General features: G+C 58.9%; 23 protein-coding genes. 7 read left to right on the top strand and 16 right to left on the bottom strand.

The window, feature by feature from the left end:
* Positions 1-298: 298 nt before the first annotated feature.
* Positions 299-865, bottom strand: coding sequence for a hypothetical protein (locus AMM41_RS21815; RefSeq protein ID WP_228769161.1), 567 nt, complete (start codon positions 863-865; stop codon positions 299-301).
* Between AMM41_RS21815 and AMM41_RS21820 the strand changes: the two genes are divergently transcribed.
* Both AMM41_RS21820 and AMM41_RS08025 read left to right on the top strand, forming a co-directional pair.
* Positions 864-2624 (top strand): hypothetical protein, encoded by a 1761-nt coding sequence (locus tag AMM41_RS21820; RefSeq protein ID WP_194944666.1) that lies wholly within the window; start codon positions 864-866, stop codon positions 2622-2624. The two genes, AMM41_RS21815 and AMM41_RS21820, sit on opposite strands and share 2 nt — an antisense overlap.
* 112 nt (positions 2625-2736) lie before the next feature.
* Positions 2737-3711: a Bug family tripartite tricarboxylate transporter substrate binding protein gene (locus AMM41_RS08025; RefSeq protein WP_089955911.1), complete on the top strand. Its 975-nt coding sequence runs from the start codon at positions 2737-2739 to the stop codon at positions 3709-3711.
* A 107-nt stretch (positions 3712-3818) separates the two neighbouring features.
* On the opposite strand, the gene AMM41_RS08030 is transcribed toward AMM41_RS08025, so the two are convergent.
* Both AMM41_RS08030 and AMM41_RS08035 read right to left on the bottom strand, forming a co-directional pair.
* Positions 3819-5483, bottom strand: a complete 1665-nt coding sequence (locus AMM41_RS08030; RefSeq protein WP_089955915.1) for an FAD-dependent oxidoreductase — start codon at positions 5481-5483, stop codon at positions 3819-3821.
* Between the two features lie 12 nt (positions 5484-5495).
* The gene (locus tag AMM41_RS08035) at positions 5496-6482 is read right to left on the bottom strand and encodes a Bug family tripartite tricarboxylate transporter substrate binding protein (protein WP_089955920.1); all 987 of its coding nucleotides are present in this window, start codon (positions 6480-6482) and stop codon (positions 5496-5498) included.
* A 116-nt stretch (positions 6483-6598) separates the two neighbouring features.
* On the opposite strand from AMM41_RS08035, the gene AMM41_RS08040 reads away from it, so the two are divergent.
* Positions 6599-7507 (top strand): LysR family transcriptional regulator, encoded by a 909-nt coding sequence (locus tag AMM41_RS08040; protein WP_089955924.1) that lies wholly within the window; start codon positions 6599-6601, stop codon positions 7505-7507.
* On the opposite strand, the gene AMM41_RS08045 is transcribed toward AMM41_RS08040, so the two are convergent.
* The 13 genes from AMM41_RS08045 to AMM41_RS08105 form a co-directional block, all read right to left on the bottom strand.
* Positions 7488-8369 carry a class I SAM-dependent methyltransferase gene (locus AMM41_RS08045; protein WP_089955927.1) on the bottom strand — a complete coding sequence of 294 codons (882 nt, stop codon included), beginning with the start codon at positions 8367-8369 and terminating at the stop codon, positions 7488-7490. The genes AMM41_RS08040 and AMM41_RS08045 overlap by 20 nt on opposite strands.
* 75 nt (positions 8370-8444) lie before the next feature.
* Positions 8445-8999: a DUF1415 domain-containing protein gene (locus AMM41_RS08050; protein ID WP_089955931.1), complete on the bottom strand. Its 555-nt coding sequence runs from the start codon at positions 8997-8999 to the stop codon at positions 8445-8447.
* Positions 9000-9032: 33 nt separating this feature from the next.
* Entirely contained in the window at positions 9033-10112 is a 1080-nt protein-coding gene (locus AMM41_RS08055) for a virulence RhuM family protein (protein ID WP_089955935.1), read from the bottom strand.
* Positions 10109-11203, bottom strand: coding sequence for a PDDEXK nuclease domain-containing protein (locus AMM41_RS08060; RefSeq protein ID WP_089955940.1), 1095 nt, complete (start codon positions 11201-11203; stop codon positions 10109-10111). The genes AMM41_RS08055 and AMM41_RS08060 overlap by 4 nt, the downstream gene beginning before the upstream one ends.
* A 10-nt stretch (positions 11204-11213) precedes the next feature.
* Complete coding sequence (locus AMM41_RS08065) at positions 11214-11951, bottom strand: restriction endonuclease subunit S (RefSeq protein WP_089955945.1); 738 nt, start codon at positions 11949-11951, stop codon at positions 11214-11216.
* Positions 11951-13369, bottom strand: a complete 1419-nt coding sequence (locus AMM41_RS08070) for an RNA-binding domain-containing protein (RefSeq protein ID WP_089955948.1) — start codon at positions 13367-13369, stop codon at positions 11951-11953. Before AMM41_RS08070 ends, AMM41_RS08065 begins: the two co-directional genes overlap by 1 nt.
* Positions 13370-13698: 329 nt before the next feature.
* Complete coding sequence (locus AMM41_RS08075) at positions 13699-14913, bottom strand: MFS transporter (protein ID WP_089955952.1); 1215 nt, start codon at positions 14911-14913, stop codon at positions 13699-13701.
* 372 nt (positions 14914-15285) lie between these two features.
* Positions 15286-16467, bottom strand: a complete 1182-nt coding sequence (locus AMM41_RS08080; RefSeq protein WP_089956357.1) for a deoxyguanosinetriphosphate triphosphohydrolase — start codon at positions 16465-16467, stop codon at positions 15286-15288.
* A 5-nt stretch (positions 16468-16472) separates the two neighbouring features.
* Positions 16473-17585 (bottom strand): 3-dehydroquinate synthase, encoded by a 1113-nt coding sequence (gene aroB, locus AMM41_RS08085; RefSeq protein ID WP_089955956.1) that lies wholly within the window; start codon positions 17583-17585, stop codon positions 16473-16475.
* 139 nt (positions 17586-17724) lie between these two features.
* Positions 17725-18588 carry a fumarylacetoacetate hydrolase family protein gene (locus AMM41_RS08090; RefSeq protein ID WP_089955960.1) on the bottom strand — a complete coding sequence of 288 codons (864 nt, stop codon included), beginning with the start codon at positions 18586-18588 and terminating at the stop codon, positions 17725-17727.
* A 26-nt stretch (positions 18589-18614) separates the two neighbouring features.
* Positions 18615-19373, bottom strand: a complete 759-nt coding sequence (locus AMM41_RS08095) for an SDR family NAD(P)-dependent oxidoreductase (RefSeq protein WP_089955964.1) — start codon at positions 19371-19373, stop codon at positions 18615-18617.
* Between the two features lie 29 nt (positions 19374-19402).
* Positions 19403-20152, bottom strand: coding sequence for an SDR family oxidoreductase (locus AMM41_RS08100; RefSeq protein WP_089955967.1), 750 nt, complete (start codon positions 20150-20152; stop codon positions 19403-19405).
* Positions 20149-21264, bottom strand: a complete 1116-nt coding sequence (locus tag AMM41_RS08105; protein ID WP_089955971.1) for a mandelate racemase/muconate lactonizing enzyme family protein — start codon at positions 21262-21264, stop codon at positions 20149-20151. The genes AMM41_RS08100 and AMM41_RS08105 overlap by 4 nt, the downstream gene beginning before the upstream one ends.
* Positions 21265-21514: 250 nt before the next feature.
* Between AMM41_RS08105 and AMM41_RS08110 the strand changes: the two genes are divergently transcribed.
* The 4 genes from AMM41_RS08110 to AMM41_RS08125 all read left to right on the top strand — a co-directional run bounded on the left by AMM41_RS08110 (position 21515) and on the right by AMM41_RS08125 (position 25430).
* Positions 21515-22240 (top strand): FadR/GntR family transcriptional regulator, encoded by a 726-nt coding sequence (locus tag AMM41_RS08110; RefSeq protein WP_089955974.1) that lies wholly within the window; start codon positions 21515-21517, stop codon positions 22238-22240.
* Positions 22241-22319: 79 nt separating this feature from the next.
* Entirely contained in the window at positions 22320-23315 is a 996-nt protein-coding gene (locus AMM41_RS08115) for a sialic acid TRAP transporter substrate-binding protein SiaP (protein WP_089955980.1), read from the top strand.
* Positions 23316-23438: 123 nt separating this feature from the next.
* Positions 23439-24014: a TRAP transporter small permease gene (locus AMM41_RS08120; protein ID WP_089956360.1), complete on the top strand. Its 576-nt coding sequence runs from the start codon at positions 23439-23441 to the stop codon at positions 24012-24014.
* Positions 24015-24035: 21 nt separating this feature from the next.
* Entirely contained in the window at positions 24036-25430 is a 1395-nt protein-coding gene (locus AMM41_RS08125) for a TRAP transporter large permease (protein WP_089955984.1), read from the top strand.
* Positions 25431-25433 lie beyond the last annotated feature (3 nt).

Raw genomic sequence — 25433 nt, forward strand, 5'->3', positions numbered from 1 at the left:
CTGATCATCAGCGGGATGGTGCCTGACCATTTCCAGGCTTTTTTGTCCCGTCAGAGCGTCTGCGGGCGGAGCGCTCAACCGTCCCGTTTGAGCTTGCTTGTTTTCAACCCATCACCCCAAACACAAACCAACCGACAGTGCAAATTTGTGATTCATTTGTAAAAATTTGATAAATTTAATAATTCGTTATAGAATATTTTTTGACAACGAATTAGTACAATTTTTCGAAAAAGCAACAAACCATTTCACAAGGGGTTTTCATGAAGAAACGAAGCCATCGCACTGCTTACACACTGTCTCAAGCCATCATCACGGCCGCCACGGTCATCCTCGCGGGCTGCGGAGGCGGCGGTGGAGGAGCCACACCAGAGCCCTCTTTGGAGACAACAAACTCAGCGCCGGCCACAACCCCAGCGCCGAACACCACCACAACACCTGACACGGCTGCAGTGACAACGCCGTCACCTGCCCCCGTTTCAACACCATTGACCACCCCATTCACAACGCCCGTCACACCTCCCTCATCCGGATCAACACCCGCCACCACACCCGGGACAACCCCCTCAACAACACCGGCGACGACTCCTGTCACGACACCCGTCACAACACCTGTGACAACTCCCGTGACCACACCTGTGACACCACCCGTGACCACACCTGTGACACCACCCGTGACCACACCTGTGACACCCCCTGTGACCTTGCCTGTGACCTTGCCTGTGACCACACCCGTGGCCAGCATTCTTCTTGGCGGCACTGTGGCCACGGGTGCGCCGTTGACCAACTCCACCGTGACGTTCCTCGATGCCAAACCCTCCAGCGTCACCACGGTCACGGACACCGCAGGCAAATTCAGCATTGACATGTCCAAAGTCAAGAGTCCCGCCATCATGTCGGTCACATTGAGCGATGGACGCAAGATGTACTCGATCTGGGATGGCAGCACGCAAGGGAGCTCGGCCACCACCAACATCACACCCTTGACCGATGCAGTGGTCAGCGAATACGCCAAATCCAAAAACATCAAACCGTCCGACATCAGCGCCACCAGTGTGGACACCACGGCGCTTAAAACTGCCAAAAATACGGTGAAAGAGTGGATTGTCTCGGCCTATCAAACCACAGGCGGCAATGCCACCAGTCTGGACATCTTGAACACCCCCTTTGACGCCTCCGGCAAAGGCCTGGATGCGGTACTGGACTCCCTGAACTTCACCCGAAACAGTGACGGTCTGACGGTGCTGTACCCCAAGCAAGTCATGCTTTCAGACTCGGAATCTCCCAGCCCTTTGCGTCCACTGAGCGCCAGCAACAAACTGACCAGCGTATCCAGCGGCAATGATGTTTTCCCTTTGTCCCAATTGGGCAGCTGGCGCAATCGAATGAACGAATGCATGAAAGTCACGGTGAGCGCACGCGCGGCCAGCGCCGCCTGTGCCGGCCTCGCCCCCTTGGCCTACAAACATGACAGCGTGAACTTTCAGACCCACCTGTTTTCAGACATCGGTGAAAGCAATTCGGTGGGCGCTGTTTTTGAGTACCCCAAAATCATGTCCATCAGTTCAGGCACATCGGCCACTGTTGAATTGCGCTGGTATCAGCCCTTGACACAAACCACGCACAGCCGACTGGCCATCTTCCGTGACCTGGGTGAATCTGGGCGCTTGCAAGACAACAAAGTGGCTTCGGCCACAGGCAGCACTTGGTGGCTTTATGGCAATCAACGGGATTTGGAAATCCGCATCGAGCCTCGCTTGAGTCGCTACGAAAACATGAACGCGAGCAGCCAGGGCACATCTCCCAGCGCCCTCTTCTCGGGCATCCACATCCTGATCAACAATTACAAACAGGTCAATGGCAACTGGGTGTCGACCAATATTTTGGCAGCCAACGTCACAGGTCCAGGTTTGCCCGCAGCAGGCTTGGTTCTGGCACCCGTTGATCCAAGCTTGTACAGCTCACCCTACCTGGGCATTTTGAACCGCACCGGCCAAATGCCTGCACAACTGACTTACGCACCCGACAGCGTGAACGAGTTCAGACTGGGCGGCATCCCTTTGAGCGCCAACATCAGCACATCCGCACTGGACACCTGGTGGAGCAGCCAAAGTGCCAGCAACCAGTTTTACAACAACACCCGTTTGTTGGACTTCTCTTCGATCCAAAGCCAATCTTTGTACACGGTGAAAGTGGTGTACGTCTCCGGTCAAGAAGAGATCCACAAACTTCGCCTGCCAGGGGCATTGCCCTCGCCAACCGATGCCAAAGGCGTTGCATGGCCAGTGTTGACCAACTCCGCAGAGGTCAAGGACGCCATCTTGAAACCCTCCAGTGCCGTCACAGCCAAGTGGTCTTTTGACAGCGCGTCTTTGGTCCCTGAAGTTTCCTTCATTGCCGGTTATGCCCCCCCTTTGGATGCTTGCACCAACAAAAGAGCACGCATTTGGCAAGTTGAAAAATACATGGGCAAAAACGACAAAACGATTGCGTTCACCCCCTTGGACACCTCTGCTTGCTGGGGCCCCAACTTCCCAGGAAACTCAAGTACCACCACCACCGACATTGGTATCCGTTCTTTGCAAAACGGCACCCGGTACTATTCATTCATCACCTGGCGTCTTTGAACTGAGCGCTTGCTGTCCCAGCCCCTCTGACCGGGGGTTGTGGGACAAATCCCAATGGCGTTGGAATGAAAGGCTGTGATCAAATCACAGCCTTTCTCTTTGGAACAGCACCATGAACACCACACGCATCGCAGGTCTGCTGAGTCTTTTGTTCGGGCTTAGCCTGAACGCCACACAGACACTGGCTCAGTCCTACCCCACCAAACCCATCAAAGCCGTTGTGCCCTTTGCCGCGGGCAGCGCCACCGACCAAATTGGCCGCGCTTTTGCACAAAAAATGTCAGAAGTGCTGGGCCAACCCGTGGTGGTGGACAACAAAGCCGGTGTCAACGGCATGCTCGGTGCCGACGCAGTGGCCAAATCGGCCCCCGACGGCTACACCATTCTGATCGGCACCAACAGCACCAACGCGGCGCTCAAGAGCCTGATGAAAAAGCTGCCCTACGACCAGGACACCGCCTTTGCGCCCGTGGCCTACATGGGCTCGGTGCCGCTGATCGTGGCCGTGAACAACGACGTGCCCGCCAAAAACCTCAAAGAGTTTGTGGACCTGGCCAAATCCAAGCCCACACAAATCACCTTTGCCAGCGCCAGCACTTCGCAACTGGTGTCGAGCGAAGTGCTCTCCAGCATGGCCGGCATCCAAATGACCAATGTGCCTTACAAGAGCGGCCCGGCCGCCATGACCGACCTGATTGGCGGCCAGGTGAACATGTTCACCGCCGACTTTGCGGTCATGCTGCCGCAGGTCAAGGCGGGCAAGATCCGGGGCTTGGCCGTCACCTCAACCCAACGCTCCAAAGCCATCCCCGAGTTGCCCACCGTGAACGAAGCCCTGGGCCTGAAGGACTATGAACTGATCGCCTACTTCGCGGTCTTTGCCCCGGCTGGTACACCCGCCGACATCGTCAACAAACTCAACGCTGCTGTGAACGCTGCGGCCACCGACAAGACCATCCTGGAGCGCTTCTCCGCCTTGGGCTTCGAAACCGCCCCAGCCTCACCCGAGGCATTGGCACAACGCTCCAAAGCCGAAACCGCCAAATGGGCCAAGGCCATTCGCGACGCGAAGATTGAGCCGCAATAAGGCGATCACCTGAAACCCAACGGTCACGCCAATGACCGTCTTTCATCCGAAACGGAGCGGCTCCGATTCGGATGAAAACCAGGCATCTGGGTGCCAGGTGTCGCCCATCAAGCGTCGGTCTTTTCGCCGAGACCTCTGAGCTTTTGCATCAATTCAACCGAGCCAACGGTGCAGTCATCGCCTCGCCACACCACATGCTGGTCGGTCCTGCAAATCAGCAATTTGTGTGTGTAGGCGGATGGCCGCTCTGACTGCTCACTCACATCCAGCACTTTCAAGGGCACTTGCGCTTGCTGCGCGGCCTCCAGCAAAGGCATCACCTGCGCACTGGCGTCCAGCACCATCAAAGTGTAGGCAGGTCCGAGTTCATCGTACAAAGAGCGTCCATCATTCAACCAGAAGTGGGGTGCACGGCACCCCGGCACCGTGGACGCGGTGAAGTCGCCCATGGTGTAAGCCGGCGCAGACTCTTCGTCAAAGGCAATGATGGGTGACTTTTCGTAAAAATAGCCAAAATTCAGACCCGCACAACAAAACTGCTGCACATTGAGCGCGTAAGCCTCTTGACCCATGTGAAGCCGCGCGGCCTGTCCTGCTTCGTTGTCCGCTTCAATCTCTGCAGGCACGGCACTTCTCGCCTTGATCATTTTTTGTGCGTGGTTCATGACGAAGTGCGACACCTGCTCGGTGATCGGTTGACGCTCCGCTTCGTACGCATCCAGGATCGATTCGTCCGCCCACCCTTGGACACGGGCCGACAGCAACCAAGCCAGGTTGGTGGCGTCCGCGATGCCGGCATTCATGCCGTAACCCGCATAAGGCACCCAAAGGTGCGCAGCGTCTCCGGCCAAAAACACCTTGCCGTTGCGAAAACGGTTGGCCACCAAACGGCGTCCGACCCAATCTTCCTTGGTGATGATCTGGTACTCAAAATCAGGCCCCACGCCCAAAATATGCCGAATCGACTTGTCACGATCAACCGAATCGAACTCCAGTTCTTGCGCATTCAGATGGTTGTGGACCAACCAGGTTTCTTGACCATCGATGGCAAAAACCGTTCCGCAACGATCCGGGTTGACCGAGTAATAACACCAAGCCAGTTTGCCGGGGAGTAAGGCGGCCAATTGGGGGGCACGAATGTGCGTTGACTGCACACGCTGAATCACCTCGGTGCCTTGCAGTTGAGCCCCCATTTTTTTGCGCACGCCAGAGCTGCCGCCATCACAACCGACCAGGTAAAGAACGCGCAATTGCCGAACTTCTTGGGTGTCCAAATCCTCCAGACTCACCAAGACCCCGTGATCGTCCTGTTCAAAATCGATCAAGCGGGTCCTGCTGAGCAAGCTCAAGCCTTCTTGCTTGACGGCATGCGCCAAAAGCAAAGGCTCCAGGTAAATCTGGTTGATGCGGTGAGGTGGCTCCGGCGTGGGCCATCCGGTGTCCGGGCCTTCGAGCTCGGTGTACCGGTCGCGCCGGCAAGGGATCGGGATGCGGGTCAACTCGACACCCGTCATGCGCGTGCGAAACACCACATCGTTGGGAAAGTCTTCCGGCAATCCCGCTTGGCGCAAAACAGACGACACGCCCAAACGCCTGAATTGCTCCATGGACCGGGCCGACACATGGTTGCACTTCACATTGGGTGGTTCACCAAAGCGCCGCACCTCGACCACGGTCACCCGGACACCCGACCTGGCCAGATCCATCGCCAAAGTCAGGCCCACAGGCCCTGCGCCCACCACCAACACATCGCTTGCAAAATCCTGGTTCATTTGGGCGGTTTCTCACTGAAGTTTGATGTTGGCTTTGCGAATCACGTCGCCCCACTTGCGCGTTTCACTTTTCATGTAGGTGTCAAATGCTTCGGTGGATGAAGGCACGGGCTCCATGCCAATGTTGCGCATCTGGGTGCGAATGCCCTCGTCGTTCAATGCCGCTGTGAATTCCGCATGCAATCGGCTCAGGATAGGCTCTGGTGTTCCAGCAGGAGCCACCAGGCCGAACCAGCCCGTAGAGTCATAGCCGGTCAAACCCGACTCGGCCAAAGTCGGCACATCCGGCAAAGATGCCAACCTGTTGGGGCTGGTGACAGCGAATGCCTTGAGCTTGCCTGCCTTGATGTGCTGCAATGCTGCGGGCAAATCGGTCAACGCCAGCGGGACCTGACCCGACAAGGCATCCATGGCAGCAGGGCCGGAGCCACGGTAGGGCACCTCCGTCAATTTGATGTCCGCCATCTGAGAGAACAAAGCTGTCGAGAGATGCATGGCCGTGCCATTGCCGCCGTGCCCGATGGCATATTTGCCCAGTTGACTTTTGGCCGAGGCGATCAGTTGCGCCACCGTGTTGGCTTGCACGGAGGGGTGACCCACGATCACAAACGGAATGGCCGCCAACATGGTGATGGGTGCCAACTCCTTGGCGGGGTCAAATGGCATTTGTGGGTAAAGGCTGACGTTGGCCGTCAAGCCACCTGCCGCCCCCACACCCAACATGTAACCATCGGGCGCTGCCTTGGCCACGGCAGCCAATCCGATGTTGCCGCCTGCGCCAGGACGGTTTTCCACCACCAACTGCTGGCCCAGCTTCTCGTTCAGACGCGGCGACAGGATGCGGATCATGGCATCCGCGCTGCCCCCCGGCGGAAAGGTCACCACCACCCGGATCGGTTTTTGCGGATAGGCGTTTTGGGCCATGACCGCCAGAGGCAGGATGGCCCCCGACAGCGTCAAGGCCAACAAGCGGGTGATTGCACGAAACTTTTGAAACATGTTGTCTCCTTTTGAAGTGATGTGAACGTCCACACAGGGCCAGTCCAAAAATGATTGGAATCAATGTTGTTTCATTTGTAAATTGAAATATTGCGAACCAGCTATGATTTTTACTTATGAATGGCAAAAATCGATTCCAACCCACCTTGGGGCAACTGAGGGCTTTCTCTGCCGCCTACCGCCTGCGCAAGCTCAGCGCTGCAGCGGACAGCCTGAACATCACGCAATCAGCGGTCAGCGTCTCGATCAAACAATTGGAAGAAGGCTTGGGCGTGCGCCTGTTTGACCGAACCACCCGGTCCCTGCACATCACACCTGCGGCGCAAGACGCCATCGTGTTGGCCGATCGCATCCTGCGCGATGTGGACGCCCTGCGCAACAACCAGCTGGAATTGGTGGACCTGCACAGAGGACGGATCAGCATGGCCGTCACGCCCACTCTGGCAGAGATTCTTCTGCCCCAAGTCATTCAGACCTTTCGCCTGCAACACCCCGGGGTGAAAGTGGTGATCGAGGACTGCGCACCCGACCAGTTTTTGCCGCGCATCCTGTCCCAGCAAGTGGATTTCGGTATCGGCACACCAGAGAACCACGCAGGCACCGAGATTGAAAAAGAAACCTTGATGCGCGACCAACTCAGCGCCATCGTGCCCAAGACCCATCCGCTGGCCCAGCGCAAGGCGCTCCATTGGCGCGACCTGGAGGGCCACCCCATCAGCACCATGCGCCACGGTTATGGCGTGCGGCACATGATCGAGATGACGGCGGCCAAAGAAGGGGTGAAGCTGCAAGTGGCCAATGAGGTGGCTTTTTTGTCCACCGCCTTGTGGATGGCCAGCTGCAACATGGGCGTTGCCGTCATGCCCGCAGCCTATGTCAAATTTGCCCGCGATCCCGAGCTGGTCGCCCTGCCCTTGAACTCCCCCAAAGTGACACGCGACATCTCGATCGTGACGCCCGCAGGACGCTCGCTGTCACATGCCGCACGCGTTTTCATCAATGTGCTCAAGGCGGGGACAGCTTGAGACCGGCAACCAGCGGATAACGCCCGCCCATCAACCCCTCCACCCCAAACTCTTGCAGCAGCGCCAGCAGGCGCTCGCCCGACGTGCGCTTTTTCTGGCCGGTGTACTTGGCCAGGATCAGCTCGTTTTTCATGCTGTGTTCCCAGCCCACCAGTTCGGTCACCGTGACCTGGTAGCCCTGTGACTCCAGATACAGGCAGCGCAACACATTGGTCAGCTGGCTGCCCACTTCGCGGGTGTGCAAGGGGTGACGCCACAGCTCGGCCAAAGGCGTGCGCTGCAAATTGAGCGCCTTGTTTTGGTTGAGCGCCCGGGCCAGCTCGGCTTGGCAGCAGGGTACCAGCACCATGTAGCGGGCTTTCTTTTGCAGGCCAAAGGCGATGGCGTCGTCGGTGGCGGTGTCGCAGGCGTGCAATGCAGTGACCACGTCGATCTGCGCGGGCAGCTGATCACTTTGCGTCGATTCGGCCACGCTCACGTTCAAAAAGCGCATGCGCTCAAAGCCCAGCTTTTGGGCCAGCGCTTTGGACGATTCCACCAGTTCGCTGCGGGTTTCGATGCCGTAGATCGTGCCCTGACCCAGCGCCTTGAAAAACAGGTCGTAGATGATGAAGCCCAGATAGGACTTGCCCGCGCCGTGGTCGGCCAGCGTGGGGCCGCTGTCGCTGGCGGGCAACTCTTTGAGCAGTTTTTCGATGAACTGAAACAGGTGGTAAACCTGCTTGAGCTTGCGGCGCGAATCCTGGTTGAGCTTGCCCTCGCGGGTCAGGATGTGCAGCTGCTTGAGCAACTCAACCGATTGGCCGGGACGCACCTCAGGCGGCAAGGCTTGGATGTCGACGGTAGGTGTTTTTTTCTTCATGGTTTTTGTGTGGGAGCCGCGCCCTCGCGGCGATCAGGCTGGGTCAATCGCGACGAGGGCGTCGCTCCTACAGATTCAAGGGCTTGGACCCACATCCAGCTTTTTCCAGCCCTCGATCCCAAGCTTATCCAGGGTCTCGATGTTGGTTTCGTAAATCATCTCGGCCTCGGGGAAAGCCTCCACCGCCCGGTCGATGCTCTCCTCGCGCAGCAGGTGCAGCGTGGGGTAAGGCGAGCGGTTGGTGAAGTTGCCAATGTCGTCCGGCTCGGTGTCGGCGAACTGGAACTGCGGGTGGAAACTCGCGACCTGGAACACGCCTTCCATGTCGAGCTCTTGCAGCACGGCATCGGCTTCGTCCAGAAAGTCGTTGAACTCCAAAAAGTCTTGCAGCATCTGCGGCACGATCAAAAGCACGGTCTCGCGCTCTTCGGCCGGCATGGCAGCCAGCGCCTGCAGCTGCTCAATCAGCTCATCACGCAAGCCCTCCAGGCCTTTGGCCTCGCTCAGCACGTAATGGATCTGGCCTTTAACGTGCGGGGCTTTGGCAAAGGGGCACAGGTTCAGGCCAATCACGGCGCGTTCGAGCCAGCGCACGGTGTCGGTGATTTCGGGGGTGTTGATGTCGGTCATGGGCGAGATTGTGCCTGCTGGCACAGGGTCTTATCAGGAAGACTCATCCTCGGGCAGGCCGCCCCGTTCGATACGTTTGAACAAGCGGTCAAAGTCACTTTCAAACAAACGGTCCTGCACGATGCGGTATTTCTCAAACTCACTTTCGGCATGCGCCTTGGCGATTTCGGCCGACACCTTGCCTGCGTCTTGCAGAACACTGCGGTCCGTGGCATCGATGAAACGGTTCAGACGCGTTTCCCAATCTTGCATGGTCATGGGCATCTTGCGCTGCGCCATGTCTTCGGCCACATCCAGATAGGCGTTGACCAAACGCAACAGCTGCGCCATTTCCGTCTCTGTCAGGTAATTTTTGGCGACCGACACGTCGAATTTCTGGATCTTGCCTGTCGGCCCATCCTTCCAGGTGCTCAGCCCCATATGGGGTTGGTTGGCATCAGCACGGTGAAAAACAACCTCGGCCGCAGTCTGCCCGTGGATGGCCCAATGCAGCTTGTTTTGCACGGTGGCAAAAAACCGCTGGGTGGCCTGCGCCGTCACATCGTAGTCAATGGCCGTGGCATAGATGTCGGTGATCTTTTGGTAGAACTTGCGCTCGGAGAGCCGAATCTCACGCACGCGCTGAAGCTGCTCTTCAAAATACTGCGCCGTCAGGATGGATCCGCCTGCCTTGATGCGCTCGTCATCCATCACATAGGCTTTGATGGTGAACTGCTCAATGATGCCTGTGGCCCACTTGCGAAACTGCACGGCCCGTTCGGAATTGACCTTGTAGCCCACCGCGATGATGGCGCTCAGATGGTAGTGCTGGGTGTTGTAGTTTTTGCCGTCCGCAGCAGTTATTCGAAAATTTCGAATAACTGAGGACTCTTGCAACTCATTGTCTGAAAACACCCTTTTGAGGTGATAGTTGATTGTTTGAGTTTCTACGTCGTACAGCTGCCCCATCATCTTCTGGGTCAGCCAGATGCTCTCATCGGCGTAAATGGCCTCCACACCGCCTTGCCCACTGGCGGCGATGAAGGTCAGGTACTCCGCTGCAGAGGAACGGACGAGAGAAACTTCGGTCTTTTTGCGCCCGGGTTTGCCGCGGCTGGAAAATTGCCCGCTCATGCTTTCCCCTCCAATTCGCGTTCGATTTCTTCGATGGTCGGCAGGCTGGATTCCAGACTCTCGGGCAGCGCTCGGGTGAGCTCGAAACTGGAAACACCTATGGGCTTGTCCATGCCGCGCAGCGCATATTCCGCCAGCACTCGGTTGGGTTGCTGGCAAAGAATCAGCCCGATGGTGGGTCTGTCGCTTTCATGGCGCAGCCGATCGTCCACCACGCTGCAATAGAAATTCATCTTTCCCGCATATTCAGGCTTGAAATCACCGCGCTTGAGGTCAATCACCACGTAGCAACGCAGCTTCAAGTGATAAAAAAGCAAGTCGACATAAAAGTCCTGATCGCCAACATCGAGGTGGTATTGCCTCCCAACGAAGGCAAAGCCCTGCCCCAGCTCCAACAGAAACTTTTCCAGATGCGCGATGAGGCCGGTTTCGAGTTCGCGCTCATGGAAGCCCGATGCCAGCGTCAGAAAGTCAAACAGATAGGGGTCTTTCAGGGTTTGCTGCACCAGATCTGAATCGGGCAAGGGAAGGCGCTTGGCAAAGTTGGTGGTAGCTCGTCCTTGGCGCTGATGCGCGGCCACTTCGATTTGCATGACCAGAATGTTGCGGCTCCAGCCATTGGCCAGGCAGGCCTGCATATACCAATGGCGGGCAGCCAGGTCCTTGACCTTGGCCATCAACTCGGTGTGGTGCCCCCAAGGGATGGACTGAACCAAGTCCACCGGGAAAAGTGCCACAGCCTGTGGCACTTTGGGTTCTGGCTCCATTTGTGCCACAACTTGTGGCACAAATTCCAAGTACGGATATTCGCGGTAAAACGCCAACATCCGCTTGATGTTGCGCTCGGAAAAGCCCTTTTCCTCCGGCAATTCGTTGTGCAAATCACGCGCCAAACGCGGAATCACCCCGGCTCCCCAGCCTTCTTGCTGCTGGCGAGCGTGGATCAGCGCGCCAATGTCCCAATACAGGCGAATGAGCTCGGCATTGACAGCCAGCACCGCCCGCGTTTGCCCATGGCGCACGCGTTGCTTGATGTCACCGAGCAGAGCAGCGTAATTGGCAGAGACAAGAGAGGCGGGTTGGTCGGTCATGGTTTCTCCCTTATTGCACCGTCACCTGGCCGTTCATCAGCAGAGGCAGCAGCCAGTCTGATAGTGGACCAACAGCCCACCCCTGCGGAATTTCACGACCCAGCGTGGCGTTGTAGACCATCTTGCCGCCGGACGATTTATGGGGTTTGCCATCGGCGTCGGGAAAGTCGAACTGCACAAACCAGTAGTCATACAGCGCCTTGGCCATCGACTCCAGCTCGGCGTTGATAGGGTTGTTGCAGTCAATTTTTGAATCTATGTGACCCAGTAAGTCCGCGACTTTTTTTTGCTCGCCCAAGCCAGGTATACGCACTGGAAAGCTCGGAATTTCACTCACTGAAATTCGATCAACGGTGGCTCCAGTGATCGTATTGGCAATAATGGTCTGCTGAAATGCTGGCGACAAGTAGGCGTAAAGAAGGTACTTCGGAATTACTTTATCTAAACGTGGACGCAACAAACCCATGCGACGGCCCAAAGATGCCTTTATTTCATCAGGCATCAAAGCTGCTTCACCCAATCGTGTTTCGTAAGAGAACAAAACATCACCCTTTCTTGGCGTGATCCGTTTTGTCCATTTTTTGAAATCGTCTTCGCTCAGATGGGAAGATTTCGATAAGTCAAGCCGTCCGTTTTCAAGACTCGAAATGCTCAAGAAAAATGGTCCGTGGCTTGTTTTAAATGGTGTTGCGTGTGGACCGTCAAAAATCTCAGCGACGCGTCCAATGGTAGTCATGTAGTCAGCCATTAAAAATCTCCCCCATCAACCACATCTTGTTTCCCAGATGCATCCGTCCCTAGCCTCCCCGCATGCGTCAACCGGTATTTTTGCAGGCGGCTTTGGGGTTTATCGGGCAGGGTTCTTTCAATCCAATGGGCCTCCAGCAGCGCGTTGACTGCGCGGTTCAGTGCGCCAGTGACGGACTTGAGGCCCAATTGGCTTGAGAGTTCGGACTTGGATAAAGCGGCGTCGCGAAGAAGATGCAGGATTTTTTTCGATAACGACTCTGCCCCTGACTCTGCCCCTGACTCTGCCCCCGACTCTGCCACTTCGGGGATAAGCGCCAAGGCTTCAGACGACATCGGAAAACGCAGTTCAAAAAAGTGCTCGCTGATGTGAACAATGCTGCTGTCGTAGGCGTTCAGAATGCGCCGCATGCCCGAGCCCAGGTGCTCGACCAGTTCCATGTCCCGAAAAATCCGCATCAGTTCGCGGTTGCGCGGCATGGATCGGCCGCTCAGGCATTCCTCCAGACTCAAACCGCTGAGCAGCCCGCCATAAGAGGTGATGCTGATGCGGTCAGCATAAATCTCCACCAGCGGCGGCACCTCAGCGGTGTAGTCGTTGTGGATGATGGCGTTGATCAACGCTTCGCGCAGGGCTCGGGCGTTGAACAAGCGGCGCTGCTCGCGCTCTGCCGCGCCGGTGATGCGCGTCAGGGTGCGGTTTTCGATTTCGAGCTTGTCGAGCACACGGTGCGTCGCCTTGAGCAGTGAGCAGTAGCCGTATTCCTGGTTTTCAATCAGGTCGCATTTGTCAGTGCCTGCATATTTGGCGACCTTGATGGAAATGCTGTTGGTGTCGGCCAACAAATAGGAGGCGTAGTTCAGGCGTTCGCTGTCGGGTACGTAAAGATCGAGGTTGTGCAAAAAGGTGTCGTTGATCTCGAAGCCTTTTTCCTGGTAGTAAATCTTCAACTGTTGGAACGTGAGTTTAAGCGTGGTCGGCGCAGGGATGTTGCGCAGAGAGTGGCGAACCCGACCGGCATAGAGCTGATCAATCATGCCCGTGGTCATAGGCTGCACGCCGCTGCCAACCCGAGTGAAACAACCTGCAGGTGATTGACCGTAGCGTTTGAGGTAGTAGGGTTTTTCGGTGCCGCGCGTCACCACCACATGAATCACGGTTTTGCCCTCGTGTTCCTGCGCATACACGTCGTACAGCCCGAGGCAAGAGGGCAAGATGTTGTTGCGGATGCGGTCAGAAATCGCCAGCATCTGGGCGTCCACATCGCTGACGCCCAGCACTTCACCGTCGTCATCCACACCGATGTACAGATCGCCGCCCTTGGCTGAATTGAGAAAAGCCACCACTTCTTTTTCCAGCGCATCGCTGAGCTGGCGTTTGAATTCGGTGGTGCTGTTCTCTTGGCCAAATTTGGTCATGATGTCAACCCGCTCACTGCTTCTTGATTTCTTATTTCCGCCCAGTCAATGACTGGAGCAACGCCTACAGATGGCACAAAAAGACAGCCGCAACTCAGCCCAAGCACTGAAGATGCGCACGACAATGTGCCCCTTGAAATGTCGCTCCAAACCATTGAACCTGCTCCTTATTTCAACATCTCGTGCTTCGCACAAAAGTCTGGCTCACATTGTCAACGCATCACGTTGGCTGGCCTGCGGCGTTACTCGATCAAGCCAGTCGGCTTCAAAATATCAGAGCCATGCATTTTTGAAGAATGAATTGATCAGCTTAACAAAGGCAGCCGCTCTCAACTTGTAGGTTTGTTTTGCATGAAGGCTTGCCGCGCCAATTCTCGCCCCGCCGCCCAAGCCAGCACCGCCCCCACCCCACAACACCCCACCGTGACCAGCGGCGTGAGCTGCCAGCCGCCTGCGCGCGCTGCCACAGCCGCCACCACGGGTGGCCCGACGAACTGGCCCAGGGCCGAGAGTTGCTGCACCCAGCCCACAGTGGTGGCCACTTGCTGTTCGCCCGGGGCCAAGCGCACGGCCAGGCTGAACAGCGTGCCCGGCACCAGGCCGCCCATGCCCGAGAACAGCAGCACCCCGGCAAAACGCAACCAAGGCAGGCTTTCGGTGAAGGGTGCGAAAGCCACCGCGCTGCCCAGCGCCATGGCGCCAAAGCCCAGCCACAGCGTGCTGCGGGGTGCCCAACCGCACTGCAGCAAGCGGCCCGAGGCCATGTTGCCCACGATGTTGACTGCTGCCGCCAAGGCCGTGAGCACGCCCAACAACGCACCACCCACGCCAGCAGCAGCGTAAATGGACGGCAAGAACCCCACCACCGCCAACCACTGACCCGAATACATGCCAAAAGTGAGTGCCACAAGCCAGGGGCCACGGGCGCTCAAGGTGCGGCGCAGGCGCGGCCATGCACCGGGTCCAGCGGCAACGTGGGCCACCGGGTCGGCGGGCACGCTGCGCCACAGCCACGCGGCCATCAGCAGTGACACGCCAGCAAACAACCACCACCACGCCCCCCAGCCCCAAGCCGGAATGAACAGCGGCCCCAGCAACAAAGCCACTGCCGTGCCCGTGGGCATGTAAGCACCCCACACGCCCAGCATGCCAGGCAGCTGCGCGGGCGGCACCAGTCGGCGGATCAAGGCGGGGGCGGGCAAGGCCACCAGCAAAAAACCCAGGCCTTCGATGGCCCGCAGCACCAGCAAAGCGGTCACCGACGTGGCGAAACCACCCAAGCCACTGGCCAGCGCCAGCAGGCACAGGCCCCTCACCATGCTGCGCTTGAGCCCCATGCCATCGGCCAGCAAGCCCATGAACACCGCCAGACTCAGGCCCGCCAACTGCACGATGGACAAAAGAAAGCCCGACTGAACCAGCGTCATGCCCAACTCAGCCTGCAGCGCTGGCAAGGCCGGCGGCAGCTTGCCCACCTGCAAGGCCGCCACGCCGCCAGCGAGGACGACGAGCCAGGCGGCGCGGTGTTCAAGCGTTGCGGTCATGGCATCGAATGGGTGATGCGGTGAGGGCGTGGCCGACGTCGGCCGTTTTGACAGACGCTTGTCGGACCTGAAGGTGCCGACCTACAAGATACCCAACACGCGCCCTGTAGGTCGGCGGCTTCAGCCCCGACATGGCGGGCCGTTGTCGGACCTGAAGGTGCCGACCTACAAGATACCCAACACGCGCCCTGTAGGTCGGCGGCTTCAGCCCCGACATGGCGGGCCGTTGTCGGACCTGAAGGTGCCGACCTACAAGATGCCCAACACGCGCCCTGTAGGTCGGTGGCTTCAGCCCCGACATGGCGGGCCGTTGTCGGACCTGAAGGTGCCGACCTACAAGATGCCGAACTGCAAAAAATGACCCCGCCGAGCTCACAACAACTTGCGTCCCGTCAGGCGTTCGTGTTCACGCAGGGCGAAGCGGTCGGTCATGCCCGCAATGTAGTCGGCCACCGAACGGTGCAGGTCAGCGTTGGCAGCGAAATCGGCGGACATTTCGGCGGGCTTGGCGACGTAGGCCGCAAACAACTCGCGCACCGCCTGCTGCGCCTGTCCGGTGGTGTGCATGACCTGCGGATGGCGGTAGAGCTGCGCGAACAAAAACCTTTTGAGCTCACTGCTGCGGGCCTTCATGCCAGGGCTGAACGCCACCAGCGGGCCAGCCAAGCGGGCTTCTTCCAACGAAGCAACACCCGCGTCGGATACGGCTCGGCGGGTGGTGTCGATCACGTCGTACACCTGGTCGCTCAGCATGCGGCGGATGGTTTCGTACAGAACGCGGCGCGGCTTTTCCGCCAAACCCGGGTGCTCGGCCAGCGTCTGCTGGTGGTAGTGCGCAAACAGTTCCACCTGCAGCAGTTGCTCGATGCTGATCAACCCCGAACGCACGCCGTCGTCGATGTCGTGCGCGTTGTAGGCAATGGCGTCGGCCAGGTTGCAGAGTTGCGCCTCCAGACTGGGCTGGGTGCGGTCGATGAAGCGCCGCCCGACCCCACCCGGCTCGGTCAACTCCAGATGCTCGGCATTCGTGCGGGAGCAATGCTTGAGCACGCCCTCACGGGTTTCAAAGCACAGGTTCAGGCCATCGAACGCGGGGTAGCGCTCTTCTAACTTATCCACCACGCGCAGGCTTTGCAGGTTGTGCTCAAAACCGCCGTGCTCGGCCATGCATTCGTTGAGGGCGTCTTGTCCTGCGTGCCCAAAAGGCGTGTGGCCCAAGTCGTGCGCCAGCGCCACCGCCTCGACCAGGTCCTCATTGAGCCCCAGCGCCCGCGCAATTGAGCGGCCCAATTGCGCGACTTCGAGCGAGTGCGTGAGCCGCGTGCGGAACAAATCGCCTTCGTGGTTCAGAAAGACTTGCGTTTTGTAAACCAGCCGCCGAAACGCGGTGGAGTGCACGATGCGGTCACGGTCGCGCTGAAAATCATTGCGCGTGGGCGCGGCAGGCTCGGCAAACCGTCGGCCCCGGGTGTGCGCCGGGTCGCAGGCCAAAGCCGACAAGCTGGCCTGTCCCGGGTTTGCACCCACCAAGACATCCCCTAACGCGGCTTGCATGGGCATCAGGCGCAACAGGCCTCGATCACCTCGCGCACCAGGGCGTCAGGGGCACCACACACGGTGGCTTTGCCTGGGCCGTCGATCACCACAAACTGAATGTCGCCGCCCACCGCTTTTTTATCCAGACGCATGTGTTCGATGTAATGGCCCGCGTTGTCGCTTGGATCGATGATGGGGCCGCGCACGGGCAGACCGGCTCGCGCGATCAAGGCCCGCAGCCGCGCCACAAAGGCGGCATCAACGTGTCCCAAACGCTGCGACAACTCGGCCGCCATGACCATGCCGCAGCCCACGGCTTCGCCGTGTAACCACACGCCAAAACCCAGACCGGCTTCAATGGCGTGCCCAAAGGTGTGGCCAAAATTGAGAATGGCCCGCAGGCCGGCTTCGCGCTCGTCCTGCCCCACCACCCAGGCCTTGATTTCGCAGCTGCGCTTGACGGCATGGGCCAGCGCAGCCGGGTCTTGCGCCATCAAGGCGTCGATGTTGGCCTCAATCCAGTCCAAAAAGGCCATGTCGGCAATCGGGCCGTATTTGATGACCTCGGCCAAGCCCGCGCTCAGCTCACGCGGGGGCAAGGTGCTCAGGGTGTTCAGGTCGCAGACCACGCGCACGGGTTGGTAGAACGCGCCGATCATGTTTTTGCCCAGCGGGTGGTTGATGGCGGTCTTGCCGCCCACCGACGAATCGACCTGCGACAAGAGCGTGGTCGGCACCTGCACAAAGGGCACGCCACGCATGTAGCTGGCGGCCGCAAAGCCGGTCATGTCGCCCACCACGCCGCCGCCCAAGGCAAACAGCACCGTCTTGCGGTCACAAGCTTGGCCCAGCAAGGCATCAAAAATCAAATTCAGGGTGGACCAGTCTTTGTGCGCCTCGCCATCGGGCAGCACCACGGTGTGGACTTTTTTGTAATGCGGGGCAATGGCGCTTCGCAATGCGGCTTCGTACAGCGGGGCAATCGTGTCGTTGGTCACGATCATGGCCGTTGTCGCCTTAGGCAGACCTGCCCAGGTTTCGGGTCGGCCGAGCAGGCCTTGGCCTATCTGGATGTCATAACTGCGGTCGTCCAGCGAAATGGCAACCGTTTGGAGGGGGAATGTGGACTCGGACATAACCCCCAAGTGTAGAGCTTTCGTGTGGCGATCCCACCGACAGATCGGCTCAATAAGGGGCGTCAGGTGTCCCGGTGCACGGCGACGGGGCACATGCATGGCTGGGTTGTCCACCCAAGCCATGCGCGATGGTGGTGCCTCAGAGCTTAAAAGCCACCACGTTTTGCGTTTGCTCACCCAGGCCTTCGATGCCCAAACGCATCACATCGCCCCGCTTCAAGTAAACCGGTGCAGGCTTGCCATCGACCTTGACGCCCATGCCCACGCCCGGAGGTGTGCCGGTGGTGATGATGTCGCCCGGCTCCAGCGTCATGAACTGGCTCACGTAACTCACCAGCTTGGCCACGCCAAAAATCATGGTCTTGGTGTTGCCGGTTTGATAACGCACGCCGTTCACATCGAGCCACATGCCCAAGGCTTGTGGGTTGGGCACTTCGTCACGGGTCACCAACCAAGGACCGACGGGGCCGAAAGTGTCGCAACCCTTGCCCTTGTCCCAGCTGCCGCCCAGCTCCAGCTGGTATTCGCGCTCGCTCACGTCGTTGACGACGCAATAACCGGCCACATGGTTGAGCGCTTCTTTTTGCGTGACGTAACGGGCACGGGTGCCGATCACGATGCCCAACTCGACTTCCCAGTCGGACTTCTTGGAGCCTTTGGGCAGCATGACGTCATCGTTCGCACCCTGGATGCAAGAGATCGCTTTGGTGAACACGATGGGTTCTTTGGGAATGGGCATGCCCGATTCGGCCGCGTGGTCGGCGTAGTTCAAGCCAATGGCGATGAATTTGCTGGTGAACGAGATGGGCGTGCCAAAACGCTTTTTGCCGCGCACCAAAGGCAGCTTGTCGGTTTTGACTTTGGCCAGCTTGGCCAAAGCCTTGTCGTTCAGCAGATCGGGCGTGATGTCTTTGACCACACTGCTCAGGTCGCGCAAACGGCCATCGGCGTCGATCAGACCGGGTTTTTCTTTGCCGGGTTGGCCATAACGAACGAGTTTCATAAATACCTTTCAGTGCTTGAACAGAATCAATAAGTGGAACGACCACCCGACAGATCAAAGACCGCGCCGGTGGAAAAGGAACATTCTTCGGTGCTCAACCAAGTCACCATGGCGGCGACTTCTTCGGGCTCGCCAAAACGGGCCATCGGGATTTTAGAGAGCATGAACTGGATGTGCTCGGGCGTCATTTGATCAAAGATCGCCGTCTTCACAGCCGCCGGGGTGACACAGTTCACGCGCACGCCCGTGTCGGCCAGCTCTTTGCCCAGCGATTTGGTCAAACCAATCACCGCTGCCTTGCTCGCACTGTAAGCGCTGGCGTTGGGGTTGCCATCCTTGCCTGCGACCGAGGCGATGTTGATGATCCGCCCGTAGTTGCGGGTCTTCATGTGGGCGCTGAGTTCGCGGCAGCAATGAAACAAACCGTGCACGTTCACATCAAACACCTGTTTCCAGGCGTCCACCGGGTAGTCCCAGACCTTGACGTTGGGGCCAGTGATCCCCGCGCTGTTGACCAGCACATCGACGCCTGCCAGCGCCGTGGTTTGTGCGGTGGCTTGTACCACCGAGCCGTGGTCGGCCACATCCACCTGCACCGTGTTGACCACCGCACCCAACTGGCCTTGGCGCAGCTGTTCGGCGGCTTGGGCCATGCCTGCGGCATCGCGGTCCCAGATGGTGACGCGTGCGCCCGAGGCCAGCATGCGCTGCGCAATGGCAAAACCCAGGCCGGTGGCGCCGCCGGTGATGACCGCGTGGCGGCCTTTCATGTCGAGCAAGTTCATGTGTGGCTTTCAGTCATTCAATGGGGGGGTCAGATGGTCATGCCACCGTCAACCATGTAGGCATTGCCCGTGGCGAAGATGGATTCGTCGGAAGCAAGGAAGGTGACGATGGGCGCGATCTCGTGCGCCTGCGCCAAACGGCCCATGGGCTGGCGGTTGATGAAGTCTTGGCGCGCCTGCACCGGGTCGGCATAGCTGTTGATGCGGTCTTGCAGCGAAGGCGTGTCCACGGTGCCGGGGCAGATGCAATTGCAGCGCACCCCTTGGCGCACATAGTCGGCGGCCACGCTTTTGGTCAGGCCAATGACGGCCGCCTTGCTGGTGCCGTAAATGAATCGGTTGGGCAAGCCGCGCACGCTGGAGCACACACTGGCCATGTTGATGATGCTGCCGCCGTGGCCGGTTTGTGCAAACTGCGCCACCATTTTGGGAATGACCGCCTGGATCATCCAGAACTGCGAGCGCACGTTCAAATTGAAGGCGAAGTCCCAGTCCTCGTCAGTGGCCAATTCAATGCTGCCGTTGTGCACAAAGCCTGCGCAGTTGAAGACGATGTCAATGCGGTCAAGGCTGGCCACTTGGGCAGCGATGGCCGCTTTGTCGAGTACGTTGAGCACGGCGGTGTGCACATTGGCCACGCCCTCGTAGCTCTTGAGCAATTCGGGGTTCACATCGGTGGCATAGACCGTGGCACCCTCAGCGGCCATGGCCAATGCGGCCGCTTGGCCAATGCCTTGGCCAGCGGCGGTGACCAGTGCGATTTTTCCTTTGAGTCTCATGGGGTTTGGATCTCCAAATGGGTGATTTGTCGGTGTGAAATGGCGGCCCAGTCCCAGGCAATGCCCAAGCCTGGGGTGTCCGGTGGCAGGGCAAAGCCGTCCTGCACTTGCATGCGCGAGGTGGTGATGTCGTCGAGTTGCGGGATGTATTCCACCCAAGTGGCGTTGGGCACGGCCGCGCACAGGCTCACATGCAGTTCCATCAAAAAGTGCGGGCACACCGCCACATCAAAGGTTTCGGCCAAGTGCGCGGTTTTGACCCAGGGCGTGATGCCGCCAATGCGGGCCACATCGGGCTGCACGATCGAGCACGCGCCCTGCTCCAGGTACTCGCGGAACTGCATCGGGTGGTACATGGACTCGCCCACCGCCACAGGAATGGGGGTGTGCTCGCGCAACTGGCGGTGGCCCGACACGTCTTCGGCGGGCAAAGGCTCCTCCATCCACGCCAAGCCCAAGCCGTCAAAAGCCCGCGCCCGTCGCACGGCCTCGGCGCGGTTGAAGCCCTGGTTGGCATCGGTCATCAGCTCAAAGCCCGGCCCCACCGCGTCGCGCACAGCACTCAGGCGGGCCACGTCTTCGCTCACATGGGGTCTGCCGATCTTGATCTTCGCCCCCTTGAAGCCTTGGGCTTGGGCCTCCAAGGTCTGATCCACCAGCGCCTCGGGCGACAAATGCAGCCAGCCGCCTTCGGTGGTGTAGAGCGGGACACGCGCTTGCGCACCGCCCAGCAACTGCCACAGCGGCAGGCCCTGGCTTTGGGCACGCCAGTCCCACAAAGCCGTGTCCACGCAGGCCAGCGCCAGGCTGGTCATGGCCCCCACGGCGGTGGCGTGGGTGTGGAAAAACAAATCCTTCCAGATCGCTTCGACCAGGACCGGGTTGCGGCCGATCAGGCGTGGCACCAAGTGGTCCTTGAGCAAGGCCATCACCGACGAGCCACCGGTGCCAATGGTGTAGGCATAGCCCGTGGCTGCAATGCCGTCGCTGCAGTGCAGCGTGAGCAAGAGGGTCTCTTGTGTCACAAAGGACTGGATGGCGTCGGTGCGCAAAACCTTGGGTGGCAAGTTCACTTGCCGAAGGCTCACGCGGTCAATGGTGACGGGGGTCATAGGGGGCAGCAGGGATGGTGAAAAACAGGTGCAGCAGGATCAGGTGAAGTAGAAAAAACCACCAACCGCGACACCAGCAACAACAAGGGCTTCAAGGCTTCGCAGCATGCGACACGCCCACTGCGCCGCACGTCTTTTGTGTGACAGCCGCCATGCGGGTTTGTGCGGAGTTGCAATGGCTTTTGGACATGTGATGATTCTGCAACTGGTCTGACCACTTGTCCAATTCACGTTATCCCTGACCACCCCCATGCCCTTGCACACCGTGGCCCCGCAACGCCTGTACCGCCAGATTGCCGAACAAGTTCGGCAATTGATGGCGTCTGGCGAGTTCGCCTTGGGCTCGCGTTTGCCGGCCGAACGCGACTTGGCGTTGCAACTGGGCGTGAGCCGCCCTTCGGTGCGCGAAGCCCTCATTGCGCTGGAGGTCGAGGGCATGATCGAGGTGCGCACGGGCTCCGGCATTTATGTGCAGCGCATTGAACCGCACAGCAAGTCTGCCGCCACTGAAACCGATGCCAACACCCCTGCCGACTGGGGTCCTCTGGAGGTGATGAGCGCCCGTTTGTTGGTGGAAGCCGAAGTGGCCGCGCTGGCAGCCACCCACGCGCAAAAAGCCGACCTCAAAGCCATCAAAGCCGGCTTGCAGCAAATGAAGCTGGAAGCCGCTCGCGACCAAGTGCCACGCGAAGGCGACGAAGCCTTTCACGAAGCCATTGCCCAGGCCTGCGGCAACAGCGTGCTGCTTGACACCGTGCAGCGCTACTGGCAAGCCCGCAACGGCCCGCTGTTTGAGCGGCTGGGCGACTACTTTGAACACCCCGAATCCTGGCAAGCGGCCATTGGCGAGCACCAACAGGTGCTGCTGGCCATTGAGGCTCACGACGCCAGCGCCGCCCGCAAAGCCATGCAAAAGCACCTGAGACAAGCCTACAAAAGATACAGCGCGAGCTGGCGCCGCGCACCTGCCCGATAGCGCACCCCAAAGAGGGTCCGCTAGAAGGCATGCATTTTCCCGCGTCAGCATTTTTTTCAATACCAACGAGGAGACTTTGATGAGCAAACGATTGACCCTGAAAACCCTGGCCACCGTCGGCGCTTTTGCCGTGGGTGCCATGACCGTGTTGGGCAGCACTGCGGTGCAGGCCCAGCAAAAACTCAAGTGGGCCCACGTCTACGAGACGTCCGAGCCCTTCCACACCGAATCGGTGTGGGCCGCCGAAGAAATCAAAAAACGCAGCAACGGCAAGTTTGACATCCAGGTCTTCCCGGCCTCCACCTTGGGCAAGGAAACCGACATCAACCAGGGCCTGACCCTGGGCACGGTAGACATGATCATCAGCGGCCCCTCATTTGCAGCTCGCACCTACCCCCGTTTTGGCATTGCCTACTACCCCTTCATCTTCCGCGATGGCGACCACCTGATTGCCTACTCCAAGAGCCCCGTGTTCCAGGAAATGGTGAGCGAATTCCGCACCCGCACTGGCATCCAGGTGACGGCCTACACCTACTACGGTGCACGCCACACCACCGCCCAAAAAGCCTTCACCAACTGCGCTGGCATGAAGGGCATCAAGATCCGCGTGCCCGATGTGCCGGCTTACCGTGCCACGCCTGAAGCGTGCGGCGCCAACCCCACACCGATTGCTTTTGCCGAGGTGTACCTGGCCCTGCAAAACGGCACTGTAGAAGCGCAAGAAAACCCATTGACCACCATCGAAGCCAAGAAGTTCTTTGAAGTGCAAAAGGCCATCATGCTCACCGGGCACATCGTCGACGGCCTGACCACCCAGATCGCCCCGCATGTCTGGAACAAGCTGAGCGATGCCGAAAAGAAAATATTCACCGATGTGACCCAGGAAGCCGCTGTCCGCGCATCGTCCAAAGTCAAGGCCCGCGAAGCCGAGTTGGTGGACGAGTTCAAGAAAAAAGGCCTGCAAGTGGTGCAGGTGGACCGCAAGTCTTTCCAGGATGCTGTCCTGAAAAACAAGCCCTTGACCGGCATGGGTTTCACGCAGTCTGACTTCGACAAGATCCAGGCCGCCAAATAAGGCGCTCACGCATCAGGTTTTGTGCCGATGGCACAGGTCTGATGCTTTGGCTATTCCTTGCAGACCGAACTCACCGAGTTCGGTCTGCTCATCTGGCCAAGTTTTCGATCCCAAGGACACACCATGAGCAATCTCCCCGACCTCGACGCCATGCCCAAAGTCATGGGCGACGATGGCCAGTTTCACGCGACCGACGACGACGTCGATCTGTCGGGCACACCCATCGAAGCCTGGGTGGCTCTGGCCTTCTTCTGGGCTTTGGGCCTCACGGTTTTTTACCAATTTTTCACGCGCTACGTGATGAACAACTCAGCCTCGTGGACCGAGGAGATTGCACGCTATCTGCTCATTGCCACCGTCTTCACGGGGGCCACGATTGGGGTGGCCAAAAACAACCACATCCAAGTGGACTTTTTCTTTCGCTTCATGCCCGACTGGATGGGTCGCGCCATGGGCACGGTGGTCGATGTGATGCGCATCGCTTTTTTTGCTGCCGCCACCTTCCTCACGGGCCAGATGATGGAGAAACTGGGCAGCTACAAGATGACCATCATCGACTTGCCCATGAACCTGGTTTATGGCGTGGTGATGGCCGGTTTTGCAGCCATGTGCCTGCGCGCCGTGTGGGTGGCCAAGGTGCATTGGCAGCGCGGTTACACCGTGCTGCAACGCCCCGAATCCGAAATGACCGACCGCTGAAACGCCTTTAGAAAGTTCTCCATGTTGAAGATCCTTTTTCTCATCCTCATGAGCGGCGGCATCCCGGTGGCCATTGCCATGGCGGGCGCGTCGCTGATTTACCTCTTGTTTGCTGAAAGCTCGCCGCCTTTTGTGGTGATCCACCGCATGGTCTCTGGCATCGACAGCTTTCCGCTGCTGGCCGTGCCCTTCTTCATTTTGGCCGGCAACCTGATGAACAACGCGGGCATCACCAACCGCATTTACAACTACGCGCTGGCCTTGGTGGGCTGGCTCAAAGGGGGCCTCGGCCACGTCAACGTGGTGGGCTCGGTCGTGTTTGCGGGCATGAGCGGCACGGCCATTGCCGACGCGGCAGGCCTGGGCACCATCGAGATCAAGGCCATGAAAGACCATGGCTACAGCACCGAGTTTGCGGTGGGCGTCACGGCTGCTTCAGCCACGCTGGGGCCCATCATTCCACCCAGCCTGCCCTTTGTGATCTACGGCATGATGGCCAACGTGTCGGTGGGTGCGCTGTTCCTCGCGGGCATCCTGCCCGGCATCTTGATGGCGCTGCTCATGATGCTGACGGTGGCCTATTTCGCGCACAAAAACGGCTGGGGCGCCGATGTGAAATTCGAATGGCCCAAAGTCATCAAGGCCTTGGCCGAAACCGCTGTGGTGGTGGGCTGGCCTCTCGCGATTTGGTGGCTGGTCACGGCCATGGGTACACCCCCTCAACTCACGGTGTTTGTGGCCCTGATCGTTTTGTTCGCCGCCGACAAGTTTTTTGACTTCCAGGCCGTGCTGCCCATCATGACCCCCGTGATCCTGATTGGCGGCATGACCACCGGCGTGTTCACCCCCACCGAAGGCGCGATTGCCGCTTGCGTTTGGGCGATTGCACTGGGCTTCTTCTGGTACCGCACGCTCAACTTCAAGATGTTCGTGAAGATCTGCCTGGACACGGTGGAAACCACTGCCACCGTGCTGTTCATCGTGGCCGCAGCCAGCATTTTTGGCTGGATGCTCACCGCCACGGGCGTGACCACCGCCATCTCCGCTTGGGTACTGGGCTTCACCCAAGAGCCTTGGGTGTTCTTGCTGCTGGCCAATGCGCTGATGCTGTTTGTGGGTTGCTTCCTGGAGCCCACCGCTGCGATCACCATCCTAGTGCCCATCCTGGTGCCGATTTGCCAGCAACTGGGCATTGACCTGGTTCACTTTGGTCTGGTCATGGTGCTGAACCTCATGATCGGTTTGTTGCACCCGCCCATGGGCATGGTGCTGTTTGTGCTGGCCCGCGTGGCCAAGCTCAGCGTCGAACGCACCACCATGGCCATCTTGCCTTGGCTGTTCCCCTTGTTGGGCAGCCTGGCGGTCATCACCTACTTCCCCAGCTTGGTGCTGTGGTTGCCCAAGCAGTTTTATTGAGGA

This window comes from Limnohabitans sp. 2KL-3, from assembly GCF_001269405.1.
In the GTDB taxonomy this organism is placed as follows: domain Bacteria; phylum Pseudomonadota; class Gammaproteobacteria; order Burkholderiales; family Burkholderiaceae_C; genus Limnohabitans_A.

Excerpts from the sequence above, each read along its gene's own strand:
- AMM41_RS21820 (WP_194944666.1), top strand. The coding sequence starts at position 864 with ATGTCCAAAGTCAAGAGTCCCGCCATCATGTCGGTCACATTGAGCGAT.
- AMM41_RS21815 (WP_228769161.1), bottom strand. The coding sequence starts at position 865 with ATGTCAATGCTGAATTTGCCTGCGGTGTCCGTGACCGTGGTGACGCTG.
- AMM41_RS08025 (WP_089955911.1), top strand. The coding sequence starts at position 2,737 with ATGAACACCACACGCATCGCAGGTCTGCTGAGTCTTTTGTTCGGGCTT.
- AMM41_RS08030 (WP_089955915.1), bottom strand. The coding sequence starts at position 5,483 with ATGAACCAGGATTTTGCAAGCGATGTGTTGGTGGTGGGCGCAGGGCCT.
- AMM41_RS08035 (WP_089955920.1), bottom strand. The coding sequence starts at position 6,482 with ATGTTTCAAAAGTTTCGTGCAATCACCCGCTTGTTGGCCTTGACGCTG.
- AMM41_RS08040 (WP_089955924.1), top strand. The coding sequence starts at position 6,599 with ATGAATGGCAAAAATCGATTCCAACCCACCTTGGGGCAACTGAGGGCT.
- AMM41_RS08045 (WP_089955927.1), bottom strand. The coding sequence starts at position 8,369 with ATGAAGAAAAAAACACCTACCGTCGACATCCAAGCCTTGCCGCCTGAG.
- AMM41_RS08050 (WP_089955931.1), bottom strand. The coding sequence starts at position 8,999 with ATGACCGACATCAACACCCCCGAAATCACCGACACCGTGCGCTGGCTC.
- AMM41_RS08055 (WP_089955935.1), bottom strand. The coding sequence starts at position 10,112 with ATGAGCGGGCAATTTTCCAGCCGCGGCAAACCCGGGCGCAAAAAGACC.
- AMM41_RS08060 (WP_089955940.1), bottom strand. The coding sequence starts at position 11,203 with ATGACCGACCAACCCGCCTCTCTTGTCTCTGCCAATTACGCTGCTCTG.
- AMM41_RS08065 (WP_089955945.1), bottom strand. The coding sequence starts at position 11,951 with ATGGCTGACTACATGACTACCATTGGACGCGTCGCTGAGATTTTTGAC.
- AMM41_RS08070 (WP_089955948.1), bottom strand. The coding sequence starts at position 13,369 with ATGACCAAATTTGGCCAAGAGAACAGCACCACCGAATTCAAACGCCAG.
- AMM41_RS08075 (WP_089955952.1), bottom strand. The coding sequence starts at position 14,913 with ATGACCGCAACGCTTGAACACCGCGCCGCCTGGCTCGTCGTCCTCGCT.
- AMM41_RS08080 (WP_089956357.1), bottom strand. The coding sequence starts at position 16,467 with ATGCAAGCCGCGTTAGGGGATGTCTTGGTGGGTGCAAACCCGGGACAG.
- aroB (WP_089955956.1), bottom strand. The coding sequence starts at position 17,585 with ATGTCCGAGTCCACATTCCCCCTCCAAACGGTTGCCATTTCGCTGGAC.
- AMM41_RS08090 (WP_089955960.1), bottom strand. The coding sequence starts at position 18,588 with ATGAAACTCGTTCGTTATGGCCAACCCGGCAAAGAAAAACCCGGTCTG.
- AMM41_RS08095 (WP_089955964.1), bottom strand. The coding sequence starts at position 19,373 with ATGAACTTGCTCGACATGAAAGGCCGCCACGCGGTCATCACCGGCGGC.
- AMM41_RS08100 (WP_089955967.1), bottom strand. The coding sequence starts at position 20,152 with ATGAGACTCAAAGGAAAAATCGCACTGGTCACCGCCGCTGGCCAAGGC.
- AMM41_RS08105 (WP_089955971.1), bottom strand. The coding sequence starts at position 21,264 with ATGACCCCCGTCACCATTGACCGCGTGAGCCTTCGGCAAGTGAACTTG.
- AMM41_RS08110 (WP_089955974.1), top strand. The coding sequence starts at position 21,515 with ATGCCCTTGCACACCGTGGCCCCGCAACGCCTGTACCGCCAGATTGCC.
- AMM41_RS08115 (WP_089955980.1), top strand. The coding sequence starts at position 22,320 with ATGAGCAAACGATTGACCCTGAAAACCCTGGCCACCGTCGGCGCTTTT.
- AMM41_RS08120 (WP_089956360.1), top strand. The coding sequence starts at position 23,439 with ATGAGCAATCTCCCCGACCTCGACGCCATGCCCAAAGTCATGGGCGAC.
- AMM41_RS08125 (WP_089955984.1), top strand. The coding sequence starts at position 24,036 with ATGTTGAAGATCCTTTTTCTCATCCTCATGAGCGGCGGCATCCCGGTG.